Origin of the sequence: Neorhizobium sp. LMR1-1-1.1 (assembly GCF_040675795.1) — a bacterium.
GTDB lineage: Bacteria > Pseudomonadota > Alphaproteobacteria > Rhizobiales > Rhizobiaceae > Neorhizobium > Neorhizobium cellulosilyticum.
In genome coordinates this window covers 921,871-936,704 of sequence record NZ_JBEGHE010000025.1, presented here as the reverse complement: position 1 = coordinate 936,704, position 14,834 = coordinate 921,871, and the positions used below count along the sequence as shown (strand labels likewise).

Genomic DNA, 14,834 nt, shown 5'->3' with positions numbered 1-14,834 from the left:
ATGCGTTCAGAACCGTTCCGCGAGAAAATCGATGAAAGCGCGGATGCGCACCGCCAGATGTTCATGCCCGGCGTAAACAGCGTGGATGTCTTCGATATCTTCCGGGTTGAAATCCTCCAGTATGGGAACGAGGCGGCCGGCCTGGATGTCCGGCTCCACATGGAAGCGACCGACGCGACCGATACCGAGACCATCAACGCAGAACTGACGGATGATCGAACCGCTTGACGCTTTAAGGCTTCCTGATACGGGGCGCAGATCGACCTTGCCGGTCAGCGGATCGCGGAACGGCCAGCCTTCGACCGATCGGCGGAAATTGAAGTTGATGCAGTTGTGTCCTTCAAGGTCGACAGGCGATTGCGGCAAGCCGTGTTCGGCAATATAGGCGGGCGAGGCAATCACCACCTGGCGGGTCTGACCGAGTTTTCGCGCCATCAGCGAGGAGTCGCGCAGCGGTCCGTGGCGGATGGCGATATCCACCCGCTCGCGGATGAGATCGACCGTATCGTCTGTCAGCGTGACATCCAGCTGGACATCCGGAAAGAGCTGCAGAAATTCGCGGGTCATCGGCAGGATGTAGAGTTCACCAAAACCGACAGAGGCATTGACAGACAGCGGACCGCGCGGCAATGCCCGCCCGCCGCCGGAAACGATCTCTTCCGTATCGGCGATCTCGGCGAGGATGCGCGAGGCGCGCGCCAGATAGGTTTCGCCTTCCGGCGTCAGTTGCAGCAAGCGGGTGGAACGCACGACGAGCCGCGTACCCAACCGGTCTTCCAGACGGGTGACGAGCTTGCTGACTGCCGAGGGTGACAGCTTCAACCGTCGGCCTGCCGCCGAAAAGCTCTTCAGCTCGGCGGCGAGGACGAAGACTTCCATTTCTCCGGCGCGGTTGTCCATCAGCATGCCTCCGCTTGCCTTGGCCACCCTCTGTTGCCCTCGCGAGGTTGGCAGGCTTGTGTCTGGATCCTCGGGTCAAGCACTCAGCGTGGAATTTGATTGAACCAAAGGATAATTATCCAAGACATCACCTGTGATTTCATTTCACAGATGATTATCAATTTATGTCGCTACACAGGCAAGTGTCCAGCAACGATATTGCGACGCATCGAATGATCTTCCCTTGGCCCCCTCCTCCCAAGGGATCAGGACAAGGATACCCCAATGCCTCTCGCTCTTTATGCGTTGACGGCCGGTGCGTTTGGCATCGGCGTCACGGAATTCGTCATCATGGGTCTGCTGATCGATGTCAGCAAGGATCTCGGTGTCTCGATCTCTGCTGCCGGTCTGCTGATCTCCGGTTATGCATTCGGCGTCGTCATCGGCGCGCCGATCCTCGGTGCCATTTCCGGAAAATGGTCGAAGAAGACCCTGCTGATGGCGCTGATGGTGGTGTTCACCATCGGCAATCTCGCCTGCGCCATCGCGCCCGACTACTGGACACTGATGGCCGCCCGCGTACTGACCGCGTTTGCGCATGCCTCGTTCTTCGGCGTCGGTTCGGTGGTTGCGACCAGCCTCGTCGCGCCGAACAAGAAGGCGTCCGCCATCGCCATCATGTTCACCGGCCTGACCGTCGCCAACATCCTCGGCGTGCCGTTCGGTACCTGGCTCGGACAGGCTTATGGCTGGCGTTCGACCTTCTGGGCGGTGACCCTTATCGGCGTTGCAGCATTTGCGGTGATCGCGCTCCTCGTACCGAAGGACAAGCCATCCGACACGCAGGAAGAGGCCTCGCAGGGCGTGCTTGCCGTGCTCGGCCGCCGCGCCGTTCTGCTCGGCCTTCTGACCACCGTGCTCTCCTGGGTGGGTGTTTTTGCCGGCTTCACCTATATCGCGCCTATCCTCACACAGATTACCGGTTTCTCTGAAGCCGCAGTCTCTCCGATCCTGCTCGTCTTCGGTGGCGGCCTCGTGATCGGCAATCTCGCCGGCGGCTGGCTGGCGGACCGTCACCTCATGCCGACCATTGTCGGCAGCCTGATCGCGCTTGCCGTCGTGCTTCTCGCCATGACTGCCGTCATCCACCAGCCGGTGCTTATGGTGATCGCGATTGCCCTGTTCGGTGCTGCTGCCTTTGCCACCGTGGCACCGCTGCAGATGTGGGTGCTTGCCAAGGCCGAAGGCGCTGGCCAGGGCCTCGCTTCGTCCTTCAACATTGCCGCCTTCAACCTCGGCAATGCGATCGGCGCATGGCTCGGCGGCGCCGTCATCGACCATGGCCCCGGTCTCGGATCGGTTACCCTGGTTGCCGGCCTCGTTCCGATCGCAGCCCTTGCAGTCGCCGTTATCGCGATCCGCATGGACAAGAGCCGCAGCGGCAATGCCGCCCAGCTTTCACCGGCAGAATAACAGTTAGCAAGGATGACGGTCATGGATTATCGCACACTTGGAAAATCCGGTTTGAAAGTGCCGGTCCTCTCCTTCGGCGCCGGAACATTCGGCGGGGCCGGCCCGCTGTTCAGCGCATGGGGGAATACGGATGTCGAAGAGGCCCGACGCCTCGTCGACATCTGCCTCGAAGCCGGCGTCAACCTGTTCGATACGGCGGACGTCTATTCGAACGGCGCATCGGAAGAGGTGCTGGGACAGGCGATCAAGGGCCGTCGTGACGAACTGCTGATCTCCACCAAGGCTAGCCTCCCGTCCGGCGATGGGCCAAATGACTGGGGCTCGTCGCGGTCCCGGCTGATCGGAGCTGTCGAAAAAGCGCTCAAACGGCTGGGCACCGACCATATCGACATTTTCCAGCTGCATGCCTTCGATGCTTCGACCCCGGTGGAAGAAGTGGTGTCGACGCTCGACCGGCTCGTTCAAGACGGCAAGCTGCGTTACATCGGCGTGTCAAACTTCTCCGGCTGGCAGATCATGAAATCGCTGGCAGCGGCGGAAAAGAACGGCTGGACGCGTTATGTCGCCAATCAGGTCTATTATTCGCTGATCGGCCGCGATTACGAATGGGACCTGATGCCACTCGGCGAAGACCAGGGCCTTGGCGCACTGGTGTGGAGCCCGCTCGGCTGGGGCAGGTTGACCGGCAAGATCAGCCGTTCAAAACCTATCCCGGCAGGAAGCCGGCTGCATGAGACAGCAAGTTTCGGCCCGCCGGTGGAGGACGAACATTTCTACCGGGTAGTCGACGCCCTGGAGGACGTTGCGGCCGAAACGGAAAAAACCGTGCCGCAGGTGGCTATCAACTGGCTGATATCCCGTCCGACCGTTTCTTCGGTCATCATCGGCGCCCGCAACGAGGAACAACTGAGGCAAAACCTCGGCGCAGTGGGCTGGTCGCTGACGAAAGAGCAGATCGCAAAGCTGGACACGGCAAGCGCGGTGACGGCGCCCTATCCGCATTTCCCCTATTACCGGCAGGACGGGTTTGCGAAGCTCAATCCACCACTTGCCGGGTGATTACCACCGGACGGATCTGTATCCGACAAAATCTCGCAGTTGATCCGTCCGTCAAACAGCCCATGTAAAGTGGGCTTCATTTCTGGCTCGGCCACTTTTCGTCTAGTCTCGGCCGGGCTTCGCTTTTCAAAGGAGTTTTCATGTTCGACGTCAGCGCAAACGGCGCAAATATCCCCGCCCTCGGTTTCGGTACTTTCCGCATGCCCGATGCCGATGTGCATCGCGTCCTGCCGGAAGCCCTGAAGCTCGGCTTCCGCCATGTCGATACCGCTCAGATCTACAAGAACGAAGCCGCCGTCGGCGATGTTCTGAAGTCTTCGGGCATTGCCCGGCAGGACATCTTTCTCACCACCAAGGTCTGGGTCGATCGTGTCGGCCACGATGCGTTCATCGCTTCGGTGGATGAAAGCCTGACCAAGCTGAAGACCGATCATGTCGATCTTCTTCTGCTGCATTGGCCGCAGAGCGAGATGCCGCTTGCCGACCGGATCGGCGCGCTCAACGAGCTTCGCAAAGCGGGCAAGGTCAAGAATATCGGCGTCTCCAACTTCTCCACCGCGCTGATGGCGGAAGCGGTAAAACTGTCCGATGCGCCGATCGTCAACAACCAGGTCGAATACCACCCCTATCTCGACCAGACGAAGGTGCTGAGCGAGGCCGCAAAGACCGGCATGTCGGTGACCGCCTATTACCTGATGGCCGATGGTGCCGTGCCGAAGGACGAGGTGCTGAAGGATATCGGCGCCAAGCATGGCAAGACCGCCGCACAGGTGGTGCTGCGCTGGGCCGTGCAGCAGAAGGGCGTGATCGCGCTGTCGAAGACGGCCACGGAAAGCCGTCTGCCGGAGAATTTCGACATTTTCGACTTCGCGCTTTCGCAAGACGAGATGGCAGCAGTTCACAAGCTTGCCCGCGCGGACGGACGCATCGTCAATCCGGGGCACCTCGCGCCGGAATGGGATAAGTAAATCCAGATCCCAGTTTCGGGTTGAATGATCGACGCTCCGGAGAGAACATCTCCGGAGCTTTTTTTGTCCGGGTGATTGTGAGTATCAGGCGTATGAATGAAGAGAAAAATCCGGCCGCCGCGCATCCGCTCCTGCGTCGGGTGGAAGGCCGCTTCTTCCGTTCGATGCCGACAGAACGGCTGGACAGAATTCTCGATCCGCCCGATCCCAAAAGTGCCGGCCGTTATCATCGTCCGGGCGAGAGGATTCTCTATACGAGCGCGACATTCGAATCCGCTGTCGCGGCTGTCTCCGGCTATATGCGAAAGGATGGTCTGCCGCGCATGATGGTGCCGCTCCGGATCGGCGAGGCCTTCGTGCTCGACCAACATGACGAAGAGGCATGCCGGGCATTCGGCATAGAGCGCGATCTTTCCAACGAACCGTGGCAGGCAGCGATTGCGGAAGGTCGCGAGCCTGCTTCCTGGCACAATGCCGATATCGCCCGCGCCGCAGGTGCGGGAGGGATTATCGATCCATCCCGCAAGATGCCGGGCGGATGGCATCTCAACCTGTTTTACTGGAATGAAAGCGGTGGTCCGAAGGTGGAGATATGCGGCGAGCCAGTGGAGATCGTTCTCCGCGCCGGAGAGCCGACATGGGACAGGAGCCGAACCGACTGAGGACAGGATGGGTGGGGAAGCACCCGTTTCGTTTCGCATTTGGGAAAGAAATCACCCATCCGGGCGAGTAGAGGCCATCATTGTGCCGGACTGTTTCGGTCAACCATTGCCTCCCCCGGCCATCGCCATAGTTTTCCAAGCGGGCTGGAGAAGGAGGAATTTTCCATGCTTTTCAGAACCTTATTGCTCTCTGCGGCGGTGATCGCCACAACAAGCCTGCCTGCTGCGGCACAACGGCGAGGCGATGAACCGACACCGAAGGATTGCCCCGAAAGCCTGCCCGCCGGCACCGAGTGTTTTGCAGGCCGGGATATGCGCGGCGCCTATTACTGGATCGCCAAGCCGAAGAACTGGAACGGCGTGCTTGTCGTCCATGCCCATGGCGGGCCGCGGACGGCCAAGCCGAAACCCGACGATCCGGTGGAGGATCTGGAGCGTTTCGCCGTGACGGTTCAGGAGGGTTATGCCTGGGCAGGGTCCAACTATCGCCGACAGGGTTATGGCGTGCGGATGGCCGCCGCGGACACCGACAATGTACGTCGCATCGCCGAGCGGCTGCTTGGGGAACCGAAGACCGTGCTGCTTCATGGCCAGTCATGGGGCGGCAATGTGGCCGCCAAGACCGCCGAACTTTATGCGCTCGACTGGCGTGGACACAAGAATTACGACGGCGTGGTGCTGACCAGCGGGCTGCTTGCAGGCGGAAGCCGCGGCTATGACTTCCGCGCCGATCTGCGCGCCGTCTACCAGTATTACTGCAAGAACCATCCGCGTGCCGACGAGGTACAATATCCGGTCTGGCAGGGACTTCCAAAGGGCGCCTCGATGAAGCGCGAGGAGCTGGAAAAACGCGTCGACGAATGCACGGGCCTGTCGCTTGCCAAGGATAAGCGATCACCGGAGCAGGCAAGAAACCTCGCCAATATTCTTGCCGTCACCCATGTGCCGGAAAAGACCCTGGTGGCGCATCTCGCCTGGGCGACGGGGATGTTTCAGGATATCATCTGGAGACGGCTGGACGGGAAAAATCCGTTCGACAATTCGCAGGTTCAGTACAAGGGATCGGATGACGATGCGGCGCTGAACAAGGGGGTCGAGAGGTTCAAGGCCGATCCGCAAGCGCACCGGGCGATGGTCTACGACGCCGATCTCACCGGCCAGATCGTCCTGCCGACGATCACGCTGCATGCGAAGGACGACCCGACTGTATTCGTCAATCATGAGGCTATCTATCGCCAGACGGTGGAAAAGGCCGGCAATGGCGACCTGCTGCAGCAGAATTTTTCCGACGAGGCGGAGCATTCGAAACTGTCTACGCCACAATATGCGGCACTGTTTTCCGCCATGCTGAGCTGGATCGACAGAAACGAAAAGCCGACCAAGCAGTCCGTCGCGGCGCTCTGCGAAGAGAAGCGCAAGACTTATGACGAGGCATGCAAGCTGCTGCCGGAATTTGAGCCCGCGGTGGAATAAGCAAACCGGAGCCTGCCGATACCCCTCTGCCCTGTCGGCCAGAGGGGCCTGGCTTGCACTTGCGCCGAATGATCTAGTCAGTCCTTGGCAAAAGTCGTCGCCGTCTGCGAGGTCGTTACCATGGTGTTATATTCCGAGACGATCCACTCGATGTCATTGCTCCCGGCCTTGCGGGCGTCGCCCTTGAATTTTCGGAGTTGTTCGTCGAGATCACGCAGTTTGGAAAGAAGCGAAGCCGGGCGGCTTTCGAAGACGTGGAAACTGTCCGGGTGATCGATGGCATAGTCGTCGAATTCGCGCACCGCGCTTGCATAGGCGTCGAGCTCACCCTTGAAAACGGCCATGTCGACCACCGGTTTTTCGTTGTCCGGCATCAGGTCCATCATCGCTTCGGCGCGGATCATGACGTTGCGGACATGCCAGCGGGATTTGCGCCCCTCTGCCTGTTCGAGAGCCTTGAGCGACGCCAGATCGAGCTTCACCTTTTCCGCCCGCAGCGTCAGGTCGGCAGCGTCGCGGCGCTCCCCATAGGTCGGAGCAAGTGCTGCGATATCCTTATGGTAGGCCTTGGCGCCTTCCATCTTGTCGGACTTGTAGTCCAGCCGCTCGTAATATTTGTTGGCTTTTTCGATCACCGGCGCGAGCTTCTGGTAGGTCTCGACATAGGCGAGCATGGCTGCATCGAGTTCCGGCATTTTCGGATCGGCCTTGGCTGCCTGCTCGACGGCTGCGATCTCGTCGCGCACGTCATAAAGCGAGTAGAGGCCATAAATGACCCTTTCCTTGCCGGTCGGCCCCTTCTTCATATCGACCCAGCTACCGTAACGCTCGAGCGATTCCGAGGCGCGAATGGAGCGGTTCAAGAATTCGACATAGGCATTCATCTTGACGATCGCCGCGTCGGAAACGTCAACCTCCGCTTCAGGCGCTGTGGAGGATTGGGCAAAAGCAGGCGTGCCGGAGAGAACCGGCGCCATCGTCGGCACCTGCAGCAAAAGCGAAACCGCGGCGACGGCAAACGCCCTCGACGTGAAAATGCGCATTCTGATTACCCCCGAAAGACATAGAATATTAACTGACTGAATTTGAGGCTCAAGCCGAGAACGTCAACTGCAAAAATTCGCACTTACAGCGGATCTACAAGACAATGAGTGCCGTCAATCCGAAGCGAAGCTGCGCATATCAATCTCAATTTGCATCGCTGCAGAATTTCAACTTTGTTTCCTGACAAATATTCAGTTTCGCAACATTTTTTTCGCTTCATGCGCATTTGATTAAATTGCGATTAAGCAACCTTGCCATAGCGTGCGGCCAAGCCCATGACAGGCCTGCATGAAAGCCCAGCCCGCGCCTCCCCGGCCTCGATAGCTTCCACTCGTGCCTTCCCTCCCCTGTCCGATCGTCCCAGGCGACCTGCGTCCACGCGGTCCATTCTCACGGTGCATGCTATGAGTTTTCTTTCAAACGCGACAATTAGAACCAAGATACTGTCCCTGATCGTGCCGGTCTGTCTGATCGGTGTGGCAGGTATCGGTGCCGCAGCCTACAGCTTCAAGCAGGCAGACAAGCAATATACGGCCTTCATCGCAGAAGACAGCGTTGCTGCGACCCAGGTATCGCGCGCCTCGACCTCGATGAATTCGGTCGCCTACAGCGCCTATCAGCTGACGGTCTATCCGCAGGGCTCCACCTTCCGCGCCGTGGCGCAGAAGAATTACGAAAGCGGCAAGAAAGTCATCGGCACGCTACTCGCATCTGCCAAGCAGCTTATTCCCGGGCAGGCGAATGACCTGTCGGCGTTCGAAACCCGCGCGGCTGCAATCACCGCGATGACGGACAGGGCGGTTGCCTTGACCGAACAAGGCCAGATGCAAGATGCGCAATCCGTTCTTGCTCAGGTCGACCCGGATATCGCCAAGATCCGTGACGACTTCAAGGACTGGAATGTCGCGAATACGAAGAGGGTTCTGGACAATAGCGCCGGGATCACTGCGCAAATCAATTCAACACTCATCACCCTGATCACGACGCTCGGCGTGCTGTTTGCCGCTGCGATCGCCGCCTCGCTGTTCGTTGCCTCGCGCGGCATTTCCGGTCCAATCGACATGCTGCGCCAGCGCATGGCGTCACTTGCCGGCGGTCAGACGAACCAGGAGGTTCCGGGGCTCGGCCGCAAGGACGAAGTGGGCCATATGGCCGAAGCAGTCGCCGTGTTCCGCACCAATGCGATCGAGCGCGCCAAGCTCGAGGAAGAGGCCCGCGCCAACCGCAGCCTTTCCGAACAGGAACGCGCCGCCCGCGAAGAGCAGAAGGCGAAGGAAGCTGCCGACGTGAAGTTTGCGGTCGACAACCTCGCAAATGGCCTTTCGCATCTGGCAGACGGAGACCTCGCATACCGGATCGGCAAGCCGTTCACCGAAACGCTGGATGGCGTACGCCACAATTTCAACGCCTCTGCCGACAAGCTGCAGGCAGCCATGCGCGGCGTTGCCCAGAATGCCCGCGGCATCGATGCCGGCGCCAACGAGATCAAGTCGGCCGCCGACGACCTGGCCAAGCGCACAGAACAGCAGGCCGCAGCGCTGGAAGAAACGGCCGCGGCACTCGAACAGATTACGACCACTGTAAAGGATGCCGCGAAGCGTGCTTCCGAAGCCGGTGCGCTTGTCGCCCGTACCCGTCAAGGTGCTGAGAAGTCCGGAGAAGTCGTCCAGACTGCCGTGAAGGCGATGGAGGAGATCGAAAAGTCGTCCGGCGAGATCGGCAACATCATCGGCGTCATCGATGATATTGCCTTCCAGACCAACCTGCTGGCACTCAACGCCGGTGTGGAAGCAGCACGCGCGGGTGAAGCCGGCAAGGGCTTTGCCGTCGTCGCACAGGAAGTTCGCGAACTTGCGCAGCGCTCGGCCAACGCAGCCAAGGAAATCAAGGCGCTGATCACAACGTCGAACGAGCAGGTTCGCAATGGCGTGGAACTGGTCGGAGAGACCGGGAAAGCACTGAAGAACATCGTTTCTGAAGTTCAGGAGATCAACCGCAACGTCGCGGCGATCGTCGAATCCTCGCAGGAACAGTCATCCGGTCTCCAGCAGATCAACACCGCCGTCAACCAGATGGACCAGGACACGCAGAAGAATGCTGCGATGGTCGAGGAATCCACTGCCGCCAGCCATAGCCTAGCCCGCGAAGTCGCGTCTCTAAATTCGCTGCTGGCGCAATTCAAGCTGGCCGATGGCCATGCTCCGGCAACCGTTCGCCCGGCGGCAAGAAACGATGCACCGGCCGCTTCGCCGGCCCGGTCACTCGCCCGCAAGGTCGCAGGCGCGTTTTCCGGCAATGCAGCCGTGGCGCAGAACTGGGAAGAATTCTAAGCCTCACGGTTCAGCACAATCCAGACGACAGGAAGGCGGGACAGCGATGCCCCGCCTTCTTTCATTTCAAGGCCGGCGTTACAGCCAGCCTTTTCGCTTGAAATAGAGATAGGGCACGGCCATCGAGAAGATCATCATGATGATCGCCGAGTGATATCCGTAATGCCATTGCAGTTCCGGCTGATAGGCGAAGTTCATGCCGTAGACGGAAGCGACCAGCGTCGGCGGCAGGAACATGACCGAGGCGACCGAGAAGATCTTGATGATCTGGTTCTGCTCCAGATTGATCAGGCCGAGCGTCGCATCAAGCAGGAAATTGATCTTGTTCGACATGAAGGCCGAGTGATCGCCAAGCGAGGTGGCATCCCGCTGCAGCAGCTTCAGCCGCTGGCGGACTTCCTTTGAAAGCTTGCGGTCAACGCCATCAAGCGCTGCGTAATAGGCGACGACGCGGGAAACGCTGACAAGGCTTTCGCGCACGACGGTGATGAACTCGCCCTTCTGGCCGATGGCGCGGATCAGTTCCTGCAGGTCACGTTGCTTCTTGTTGGCCTTCGAGGCTTTGGCTTCGAAGACGTCGCGGGAAATCTGGTCGATATCGGCGCCGAGCCTTTCCAGCGTATCGGCCATGCGGTCGATGATCGCCTCGACCAGACCGCTCATGATCAGCTCGCCCGTGGCCGTATGCGTGCCGAGGCCGTTTGCCTTGCGGGCACGCGCCATGAAGGCATCGAACGGACGCGGTTCTGCATGACGGACGGTGACGAGGATCTGCCCCTTGATGATGAAGGTGACCGGCACCTTGATCGGCGTGCCGGCATCCGGGCGTATCAGCACGGTCATGGTCATGAACTCGGCGCCGTCCTCCTGATAGAGACGGGCGGAAAGCTCGATATCCTCCATCTCGTCCATGGTCGGTATGACGAGGCCGAGACATTCTCCGACCTGGCGTTCTTCTTCTGCGGTCGGGCTGATCAGATCATACCAGACGACGGAGGCGCTACGCTCAGCGGATTGGATTTCGGTCTGCGCAACAGCTTTTTTGCCTTCGAACGATTGGTCGAAGGCTGCAGGTACAAGGCGGTCAAGGTCATAGGCGTGGATGCGCAGCATGACGGCTCCTTTTCGGACCATCTGGTCCCCGGAGCGAATCACCGAGAGAACGGATCAGAGCCCCGAAGCGGCAGGTCTATCTGTTGACGTCGAACTTCGACTGTCGGGGTTCATCTCGGTTTGTCCTTTGAAAGAGCGACGCCCGGACGGGCAGCCGCTTTGAGGCTCACATGGGCCTGTCGCACCGGAAAGTCAATGGGAATGATGGCGGTCGAAAATGGCAAGGATGCGACCTCGCTGCCAGCAATCATCACTTGTAAATTAGGCTAATCTAATATAAATTCACCTTGTCGCCATTTCCCAGATCAACCGGCGATGGTCCGAAGCACAATCTTCGGCCGGGCACACCCCTGCCCTATTCGGCTTGGCATTCCCCCGATTGGCCACCCGACAAAAAAGCCGCCGGAACAGGAACCGGCGGCCTTTTTGTTTATGCGATCCGTCTATCGAGATGATCCGGCTGGCTCAAACGAACTGAGACAGGCCCGGCACCGAGGCGATAACCGTGTCGACCACTTCATCGCCGGCATGTTCGCGGGCAACTGCCATGGTTTCCTTGGCAAGTGCCGTGATTTCGCCCATGCCGAGACCCTGGGACATGAGCTGCTGGCCGAGCGCCATGACGCCGCCGCCGAAGCTTGCCATCAGGCCTCCAAGCAGGCCGCCGCCGCCAGCGCCTTCGCCGTTGAACTGGGCTACTAATTCCGGAGCGCCCGGGATTGCTTCGATCATCTTTGCTACCGCGCCATCATCGGCCTCGCGCTGCAGGAAGCCGAGCATCATGCCGATCGCCTTTGCGGCTACATCTGGCGTGATGCCGACGCTGTCGGCGACGCGGGAAACCAGTTCGTTCATCAGGATGTCTCCTCAAAATTCTGACGTTGACGTCAAAGTAATACACATTCAGCCACGGCAAGACCAGCCATGACGGGAGATTGGAACATTGTTATTCGCGATCTGGGGATGGCAGCGCAAGTGCTTAATCGCCGCCACCGATCAATCCCGCGTTTCTCCCAGTGTATCGGCCATGCAGGCACCGCGTTCTCCCATGGGCCGCGGCGTGCCGGTGGTCGAATCGCGTGTCGTCTGGTGTTCCAGTTCGGCGTTGATCTCGGCCCCGACGATGACGATGATGGCCGATATCCATGTCCAGACCATGAAGCCGATCAGCGCGCCCAATGTGCCGTAGGTCGCGTTGTAGTTGGCGATATTGGAGAGATAGAAGGAGACGCCGAGGGAGGCGGCGAACCAGAGGAGCGTGGAGAAGACAGCGCCCCATGTGAGCCAGCGGACCTTGGCGGGCTCGCGGCTGGGGCCGAACCGATAGAGAGCCATGATGCCAAAACCGACGAATACCATCATGATCGGCCAGCGGGCGACGCGAATGATGAGTTCGGCCCAGCGATCCAGCCAGAAATAGTTCAGCACCGCCGGCACGACGCCCATCGAAAACAGGATGACGATGGCGATCAGGAAGGCGCCAAAGGTGAAGGCGAGCGAGACGAGATTGAGGCGGACGATGCTGCGTTTTTCCTTTTCGCGATAGGCAACATTCATCGCATCGAACAGCGCCTTGATGCCGTTATTGGCGCTCCACAGGGCCAGCGCCAGACCGCCGACCAAACCTGCCGACAGGGTGGCGCCGCGCTCTGCCGACAGCGCCCTCACCTGATTGAGAAAGATGTCGAGCGCGTCCGCTGGCATGACGGAGCCGAGCGAAGCGATACGGTCGGCGATCGCCGCGGGATCGGCCATAAGCCCATACAGAGAGACGAGCACGCTGGCGGCTGGAAAGAGAGCCAGAAGAAGATAATAGGTGACGCCGGCCGCAATCAGCGTGACCCTGTCTTCCATCACCCCGGAGACAATCCGCCAGAAGACATCCTTCAAACCACGAGCCGGAATTTCGGCGGGCTTATCGGCGTCGCGCCCTCGTCCGTGATGCGCACCAGAAATATTGTCCTTGTCGATATGTCCGGTGCCGTTCTCCAGCAGGTTGCCGCTCGTCGTCATATGGCCCTCGCCTTCGCGTGATCTGATCGCTCGGGGCCTCGGGAAATCGTTGCCGCCCGCCAAAGCCCGCCGTATAAGCATTTGAGAACAAACGCCGCGAGGGAGCGCAGAGTTGCATGACGGACGAGACGGGTAAGCTCTTCATCGGCGGCAGCCGCAAGCCGGACGACACGCTGAACAAGGCGGAATATCTGGACCTGAAATTCGGCAACCGCCACGGTCTGGTGACCGGGGCCACCGGCACCGGCAAGACGGTGACGCTGCAGGTTCTGGCGGAAGGTTTTTCCAAGGCAGGCGTTCCGGTTTTCGCAGCGGACATCAAGGGTGACCTTTCCGGTGTCGCCGCCAAGGGAGAATCCAAGGATTTCCTGCTGAAGCGCGCCGAACAGATCGGTTTTCAGGATTATGACTTCGAACAGTTTCCGGTGATCTTCTGGGACATCTATGGCGAAAAAGGCCATCGGGTGCGCACCACGATCGCCGAAATGGGACCGCTCTTGCTCGCCCGGCTGATGAACGCGTCCGAGCCGCAGGAAGGTGTGCTCAACATCGCCTTCAAGCTGGCCGACAAGGCCGGCCTGCCGCTTCTGGACCTCAAAGACCTCACCTCGCTTCTCAACTACATGGCGGAGAATGCGACCGAGCTTTCCAAGGAATTCGGCCTGATCTCCAAGGCTTCGGTCGGCTCCATCCAGCGGGCGCTTCTGGTGCTGGAACAGCAGGGTGCGGAACATTTCTTCGGTGAACCAGCCCTGAAGATCACCGACATCATGCGGGTGAACCCGAATAGCGGTTACGGCCAGATCTCCATTCTGGCCGCCGACAAGCTGATGATGAACCCGCGGCTTTACGCGACCTTCCTTCTGTGGCTGCTTTCCGAACTGTTCGAGGAACTGCCGGAAGTGGGCGATCCGGACAAGCCGAAGCTCGTCTTCTTCTTCGACGAGGCGCATCTTCTGTTCGATGAGGCGCCAAAGATCCTGATCGACCGGGTGGAGCAGGTGGTACGCCTTATCCGCTCCAAGGGCGTCGGCGTCTATTTCGTCACGCAGAACCCGCTCGATGTACCGGAAACGGTGCTGGCACAGCTCGGCAACCGGGTGCAGCACGCGCTGCGCGCCTATACGCCGCGCGAGCAGAAAGCGGTGAAGACGGCGGCCGATACGTTCCGCCCCAACCCGAATTTCGACTGCGCAACCGCAATCACCCAGCTTGGCACCGGCGAGGCGCTGGTCTCGACGCTGGAAGCAAAGGGCGCACCTTCGATGGTGGAACGCACGCTGATCCGCCCGCCGTCGGGCCGTATCGGGCCGCTCACCGATGCCGAGCGTCAGGGGATCATGGACCGCAGCCCGGTTCTTGGGCTTTATGACGAGGATATCGATCGCGAAAGCGCCTTCGAAATCCTTGCCTCTCGCGCCAAGCAAGCCGCCGATGCGGCTGCCGCCAGAAACGCACAGGACGAACTCGACCCCGCGCCGCCTGCCGGTTCCGGCGAGACGACCGGCTGGACTTTGCCGGGCTTCGGCGGCGGTGACGACGATCAGGACCAGCAGCGTGGGCGCAAGACCGTCGGCCGCTCGGGCTACCAGCGCGAGACGATCGTGGAAGCGGCGATGAAGAGCGTGACGCGCACGGTTGCCACGCAACTCGGCCGGGCTATCGTGCGCGGGATTTTGGGGAGCTTGAAGCGGTAGGAATGGAGGCGCTCATTACAACGTCAGACGTTATGGCGCGGGACAATTCCCCCTCTGGCCTGCCGACAATTTCCCCCACAAGGGGGGAGAAAATCCGCGGCAAACTTCTGCCCTGATTTGGCT

12 protein-coding genes are annotated in these 14,834 nt (G+C 60.0%); 7 read left to right on the top strand and 5 right to left on the bottom strand.

All coding sequences use genetic code 11. From position 1 onward, the window contains the following. Positions 1-6: 6 nt before the first annotated feature. The gene (locus MRBLMR1_RS17595) at positions 7-900 is read right to left on the bottom strand and encodes a LysR family transcriptional regulator (protein WP_148143970.1); all 894 of its coding nucleotides are present in this window, start codon (positions 898-900) and stop codon (positions 7-9) included. Positions 901-1,164: 264 nt separating this feature from the next. Between MRBLMR1_RS17595 and MRBLMR1_RS17590 the strand changes: the two genes are divergently transcribed. From MRBLMR1_RS17590 to MRBLMR1_RS17570, 5 genes are all read left to right on the top strand, one after another. Next, positions 1,165-2,352, top strand: coding sequence for an MFS transporter (locus tag MRBLMR1_RS17590; RefSeq protein WP_148143971.1), 1,188 nt, complete (start codon positions 1,165-1,167; stop codon positions 2,350-2,352). Between the two features lie 21 nt (positions 2,353-2,373). After that, positions 2,374-3,411, top strand: a complete 1,038-nt coding sequence (locus MRBLMR1_RS17585) for an aldo/keto reductase (RefSeq protein WP_148143972.1) — start codon at positions 2,374-2,376, stop codon at positions 3,409-3,411. Positions 3,412-3,551: 140 nt separating this feature from the next. Further along, a complete protein-coding gene (locus tag MRBLMR1_RS17580; RefSeq protein WP_148143973.1) occupies positions 3,552-4,379 on the top strand; it encodes an aldo/keto reductase in 828 nt (275 codons plus the stop codon). A 92-nt stretch (positions 4,380-4,471) separates the two neighbouring features. Continuing rightward, complete coding sequence (locus MRBLMR1_RS17575) at positions 4,472-5,041, top strand: RES family NAD+ phosphorylase (protein WP_148143974.1); 570 nt, start codon at positions 4,472-4,474, stop codon at positions 5,039-5,041. Between the two features lie 165 nt (positions 5,042-5,206). Then, on the top strand, positions 5,207-6,514 hold the full coding sequence (locus MRBLMR1_RS17570) for a hypothetical protein (RefSeq protein ID WP_148143975.1): 1,308 nt from the start codon (positions 5,207-5,209) through the stop codon (positions 6,512-6,514). Positions 6,515-6,591: 77 nt separating this feature from the next. Here MRBLMR1_RS17570 and MRBLMR1_RS17565 read toward each other — a convergent pair whose 3' ends face one another. Then, entirely contained in the window at positions 6,592-7,557 is a 966-nt protein-coding gene (locus MRBLMR1_RS17565) for a YiiG family protein (RefSeq protein ID WP_148143976.1), read from the bottom strand. A 405-nt stretch (positions 7,558-7,962) separates the two neighbouring features. Between MRBLMR1_RS17565 and MRBLMR1_RS17560 the strand changes: the two genes are divergently transcribed. After that, on the top strand, positions 7,963-9,888 hold the full coding sequence (locus MRBLMR1_RS17560) for a methyl-accepting chemotaxis protein (protein ID WP_148143977.1): 1,926 nt from the start codon (positions 7,963-7,965) through the stop codon (positions 9,886-9,888). 78 nt (positions 9,889-9,966) lie between these two features. Here MRBLMR1_RS17560 and corA read toward each other — a convergent pair whose 3' ends face one another. The 3 genes from corA to MRBLMR1_RS17545 all read right to left on the bottom strand — a co-directional run bounded on the left by corA (position 9,967) and on the right by MRBLMR1_RS17545 (position 13,014). Then, positions 9,967-11,001: a magnesium/cobalt transporter CorA gene (corA, locus tag MRBLMR1_RS17555; RefSeq protein WP_148143978.1), complete on the bottom strand. Its 1,035-nt coding sequence runs from the start codon at positions 10,999-11,001 to the stop codon at positions 9,967-9,969. A 465-nt stretch (positions 11,002-11,466) separates the two neighbouring features. Then, complete coding sequence (locus MRBLMR1_RS17550) at positions 11,467-11,856, bottom strand: hypothetical protein (protein WP_148143979.1); 390 nt, start codon at positions 11,854-11,856, stop codon at positions 11,467-11,469. A gap of 141 nt (positions 11,857-11,997) precedes the next feature. Then, the gene (locus tag MRBLMR1_RS17545; RefSeq protein ID WP_148143980.1) at positions 11,998-13,014 is read right to left on the bottom strand and encodes a YihY/virulence factor BrkB family protein; all 1,017 of its coding nucleotides are present in this window, start codon (positions 13,012-13,014) and stop codon (positions 11,998-12,000) included. A 116-nt stretch (positions 13,015-13,130) separates the two neighbouring features. Between MRBLMR1_RS17545 and MRBLMR1_RS17540 the strand changes: the two genes are divergently transcribed. Then, entirely contained in the window at positions 13,131-14,711 is a 1,581-nt protein-coding gene (locus MRBLMR1_RS17540) for a helicase HerA-like C-terminal domain-containing protein (RefSeq protein ID WP_148143981.1), read from the top strand. Positions 14,712-14,834: the final 123 nt, after the last annotated feature.

What these genes read in the sequence shown, in the direction of transcription:
- MRBLMR1_RS17595 (WP_148143970.1), bottom strand. Translation starts at nt 900, where the DNA reads ATGGACAACCGCGCCGGAGAAATGGAAGTCTTCGTCCTCGCCGCCGAG.
- MRBLMR1_RS17590 (WP_148143971.1), top strand. Translation starts at nt 1,165, where the DNA reads ATGCCTCTCGCTCTTTATGCGTTGACGGCCGGTGCGTTTGGCATCGGC.
- MRBLMR1_RS17585 (WP_148143972.1), top strand. Translation starts at nt 2,374, where the DNA reads ATGGATTATCGCACACTTGGAAAATCCGGTTTGAAAGTGCCGGTCCTC.
- MRBLMR1_RS17580 (WP_148143973.1), top strand. Translation starts at nt 3,552, where the DNA reads ATGTTCGACGTCAGCGCAAACGGCGCAAATATCCCCGCCCTCGGTTTC.
- MRBLMR1_RS17575 (WP_148143974.1), top strand. Translation starts at nt 4,472, where the DNA reads ATGAATGAAGAGAAAAATCCGGCCGCCGCGCATCCGCTCCTGCGTCGG.
- MRBLMR1_RS17570 (WP_148143975.1), top strand. Translation starts at nt 5,207, where the DNA reads ATGCTTTTCAGAACCTTATTGCTCTCTGCGGCGGTGATCGCCACAACA.
- MRBLMR1_RS17565 (WP_148143976.1), bottom strand. Translation starts at nt 7,557, where the DNA reads ATGCGCATTTTCACGTCGAGGGCGTTTGCCGTCGCCGCGGTTTCGCTT.
- MRBLMR1_RS17560 (WP_148143977.1), top strand. Translation starts at nt 7,963, where the DNA reads ATGAGTTTTCTTTCAAACGCGACAATTAGAACCAAGATACTGTCCCTG.
- corA (WP_148143978.1), bottom strand. Translation starts at nt 11,001, where the DNA reads ATGCTGCGCATCCACGCCTATGACCTTGACCGCCTTGTACCTGCAGCC.
- MRBLMR1_RS17550 (WP_148143979.1), bottom strand. Translation starts at nt 11,856, where the DNA reads ATGAACGAACTGGTTTCCCGCGTCGCCGACAGCGTCGGCATCACGCCA.
- MRBLMR1_RS17545 (WP_148143980.1), bottom strand. Translation starts at nt 13,014, where the DNA reads ATGACGACGAGCGGCAACCTGCTGGAGAACGGCACCGGACATATCGAC.
- MRBLMR1_RS17540 (WP_148143981.1), top strand. Translation starts at nt 13,131, where the DNA reads ATGACGGACGAGACGGGTAAGCTCTTCATCGGCGGCAGCCGCAAGCCG.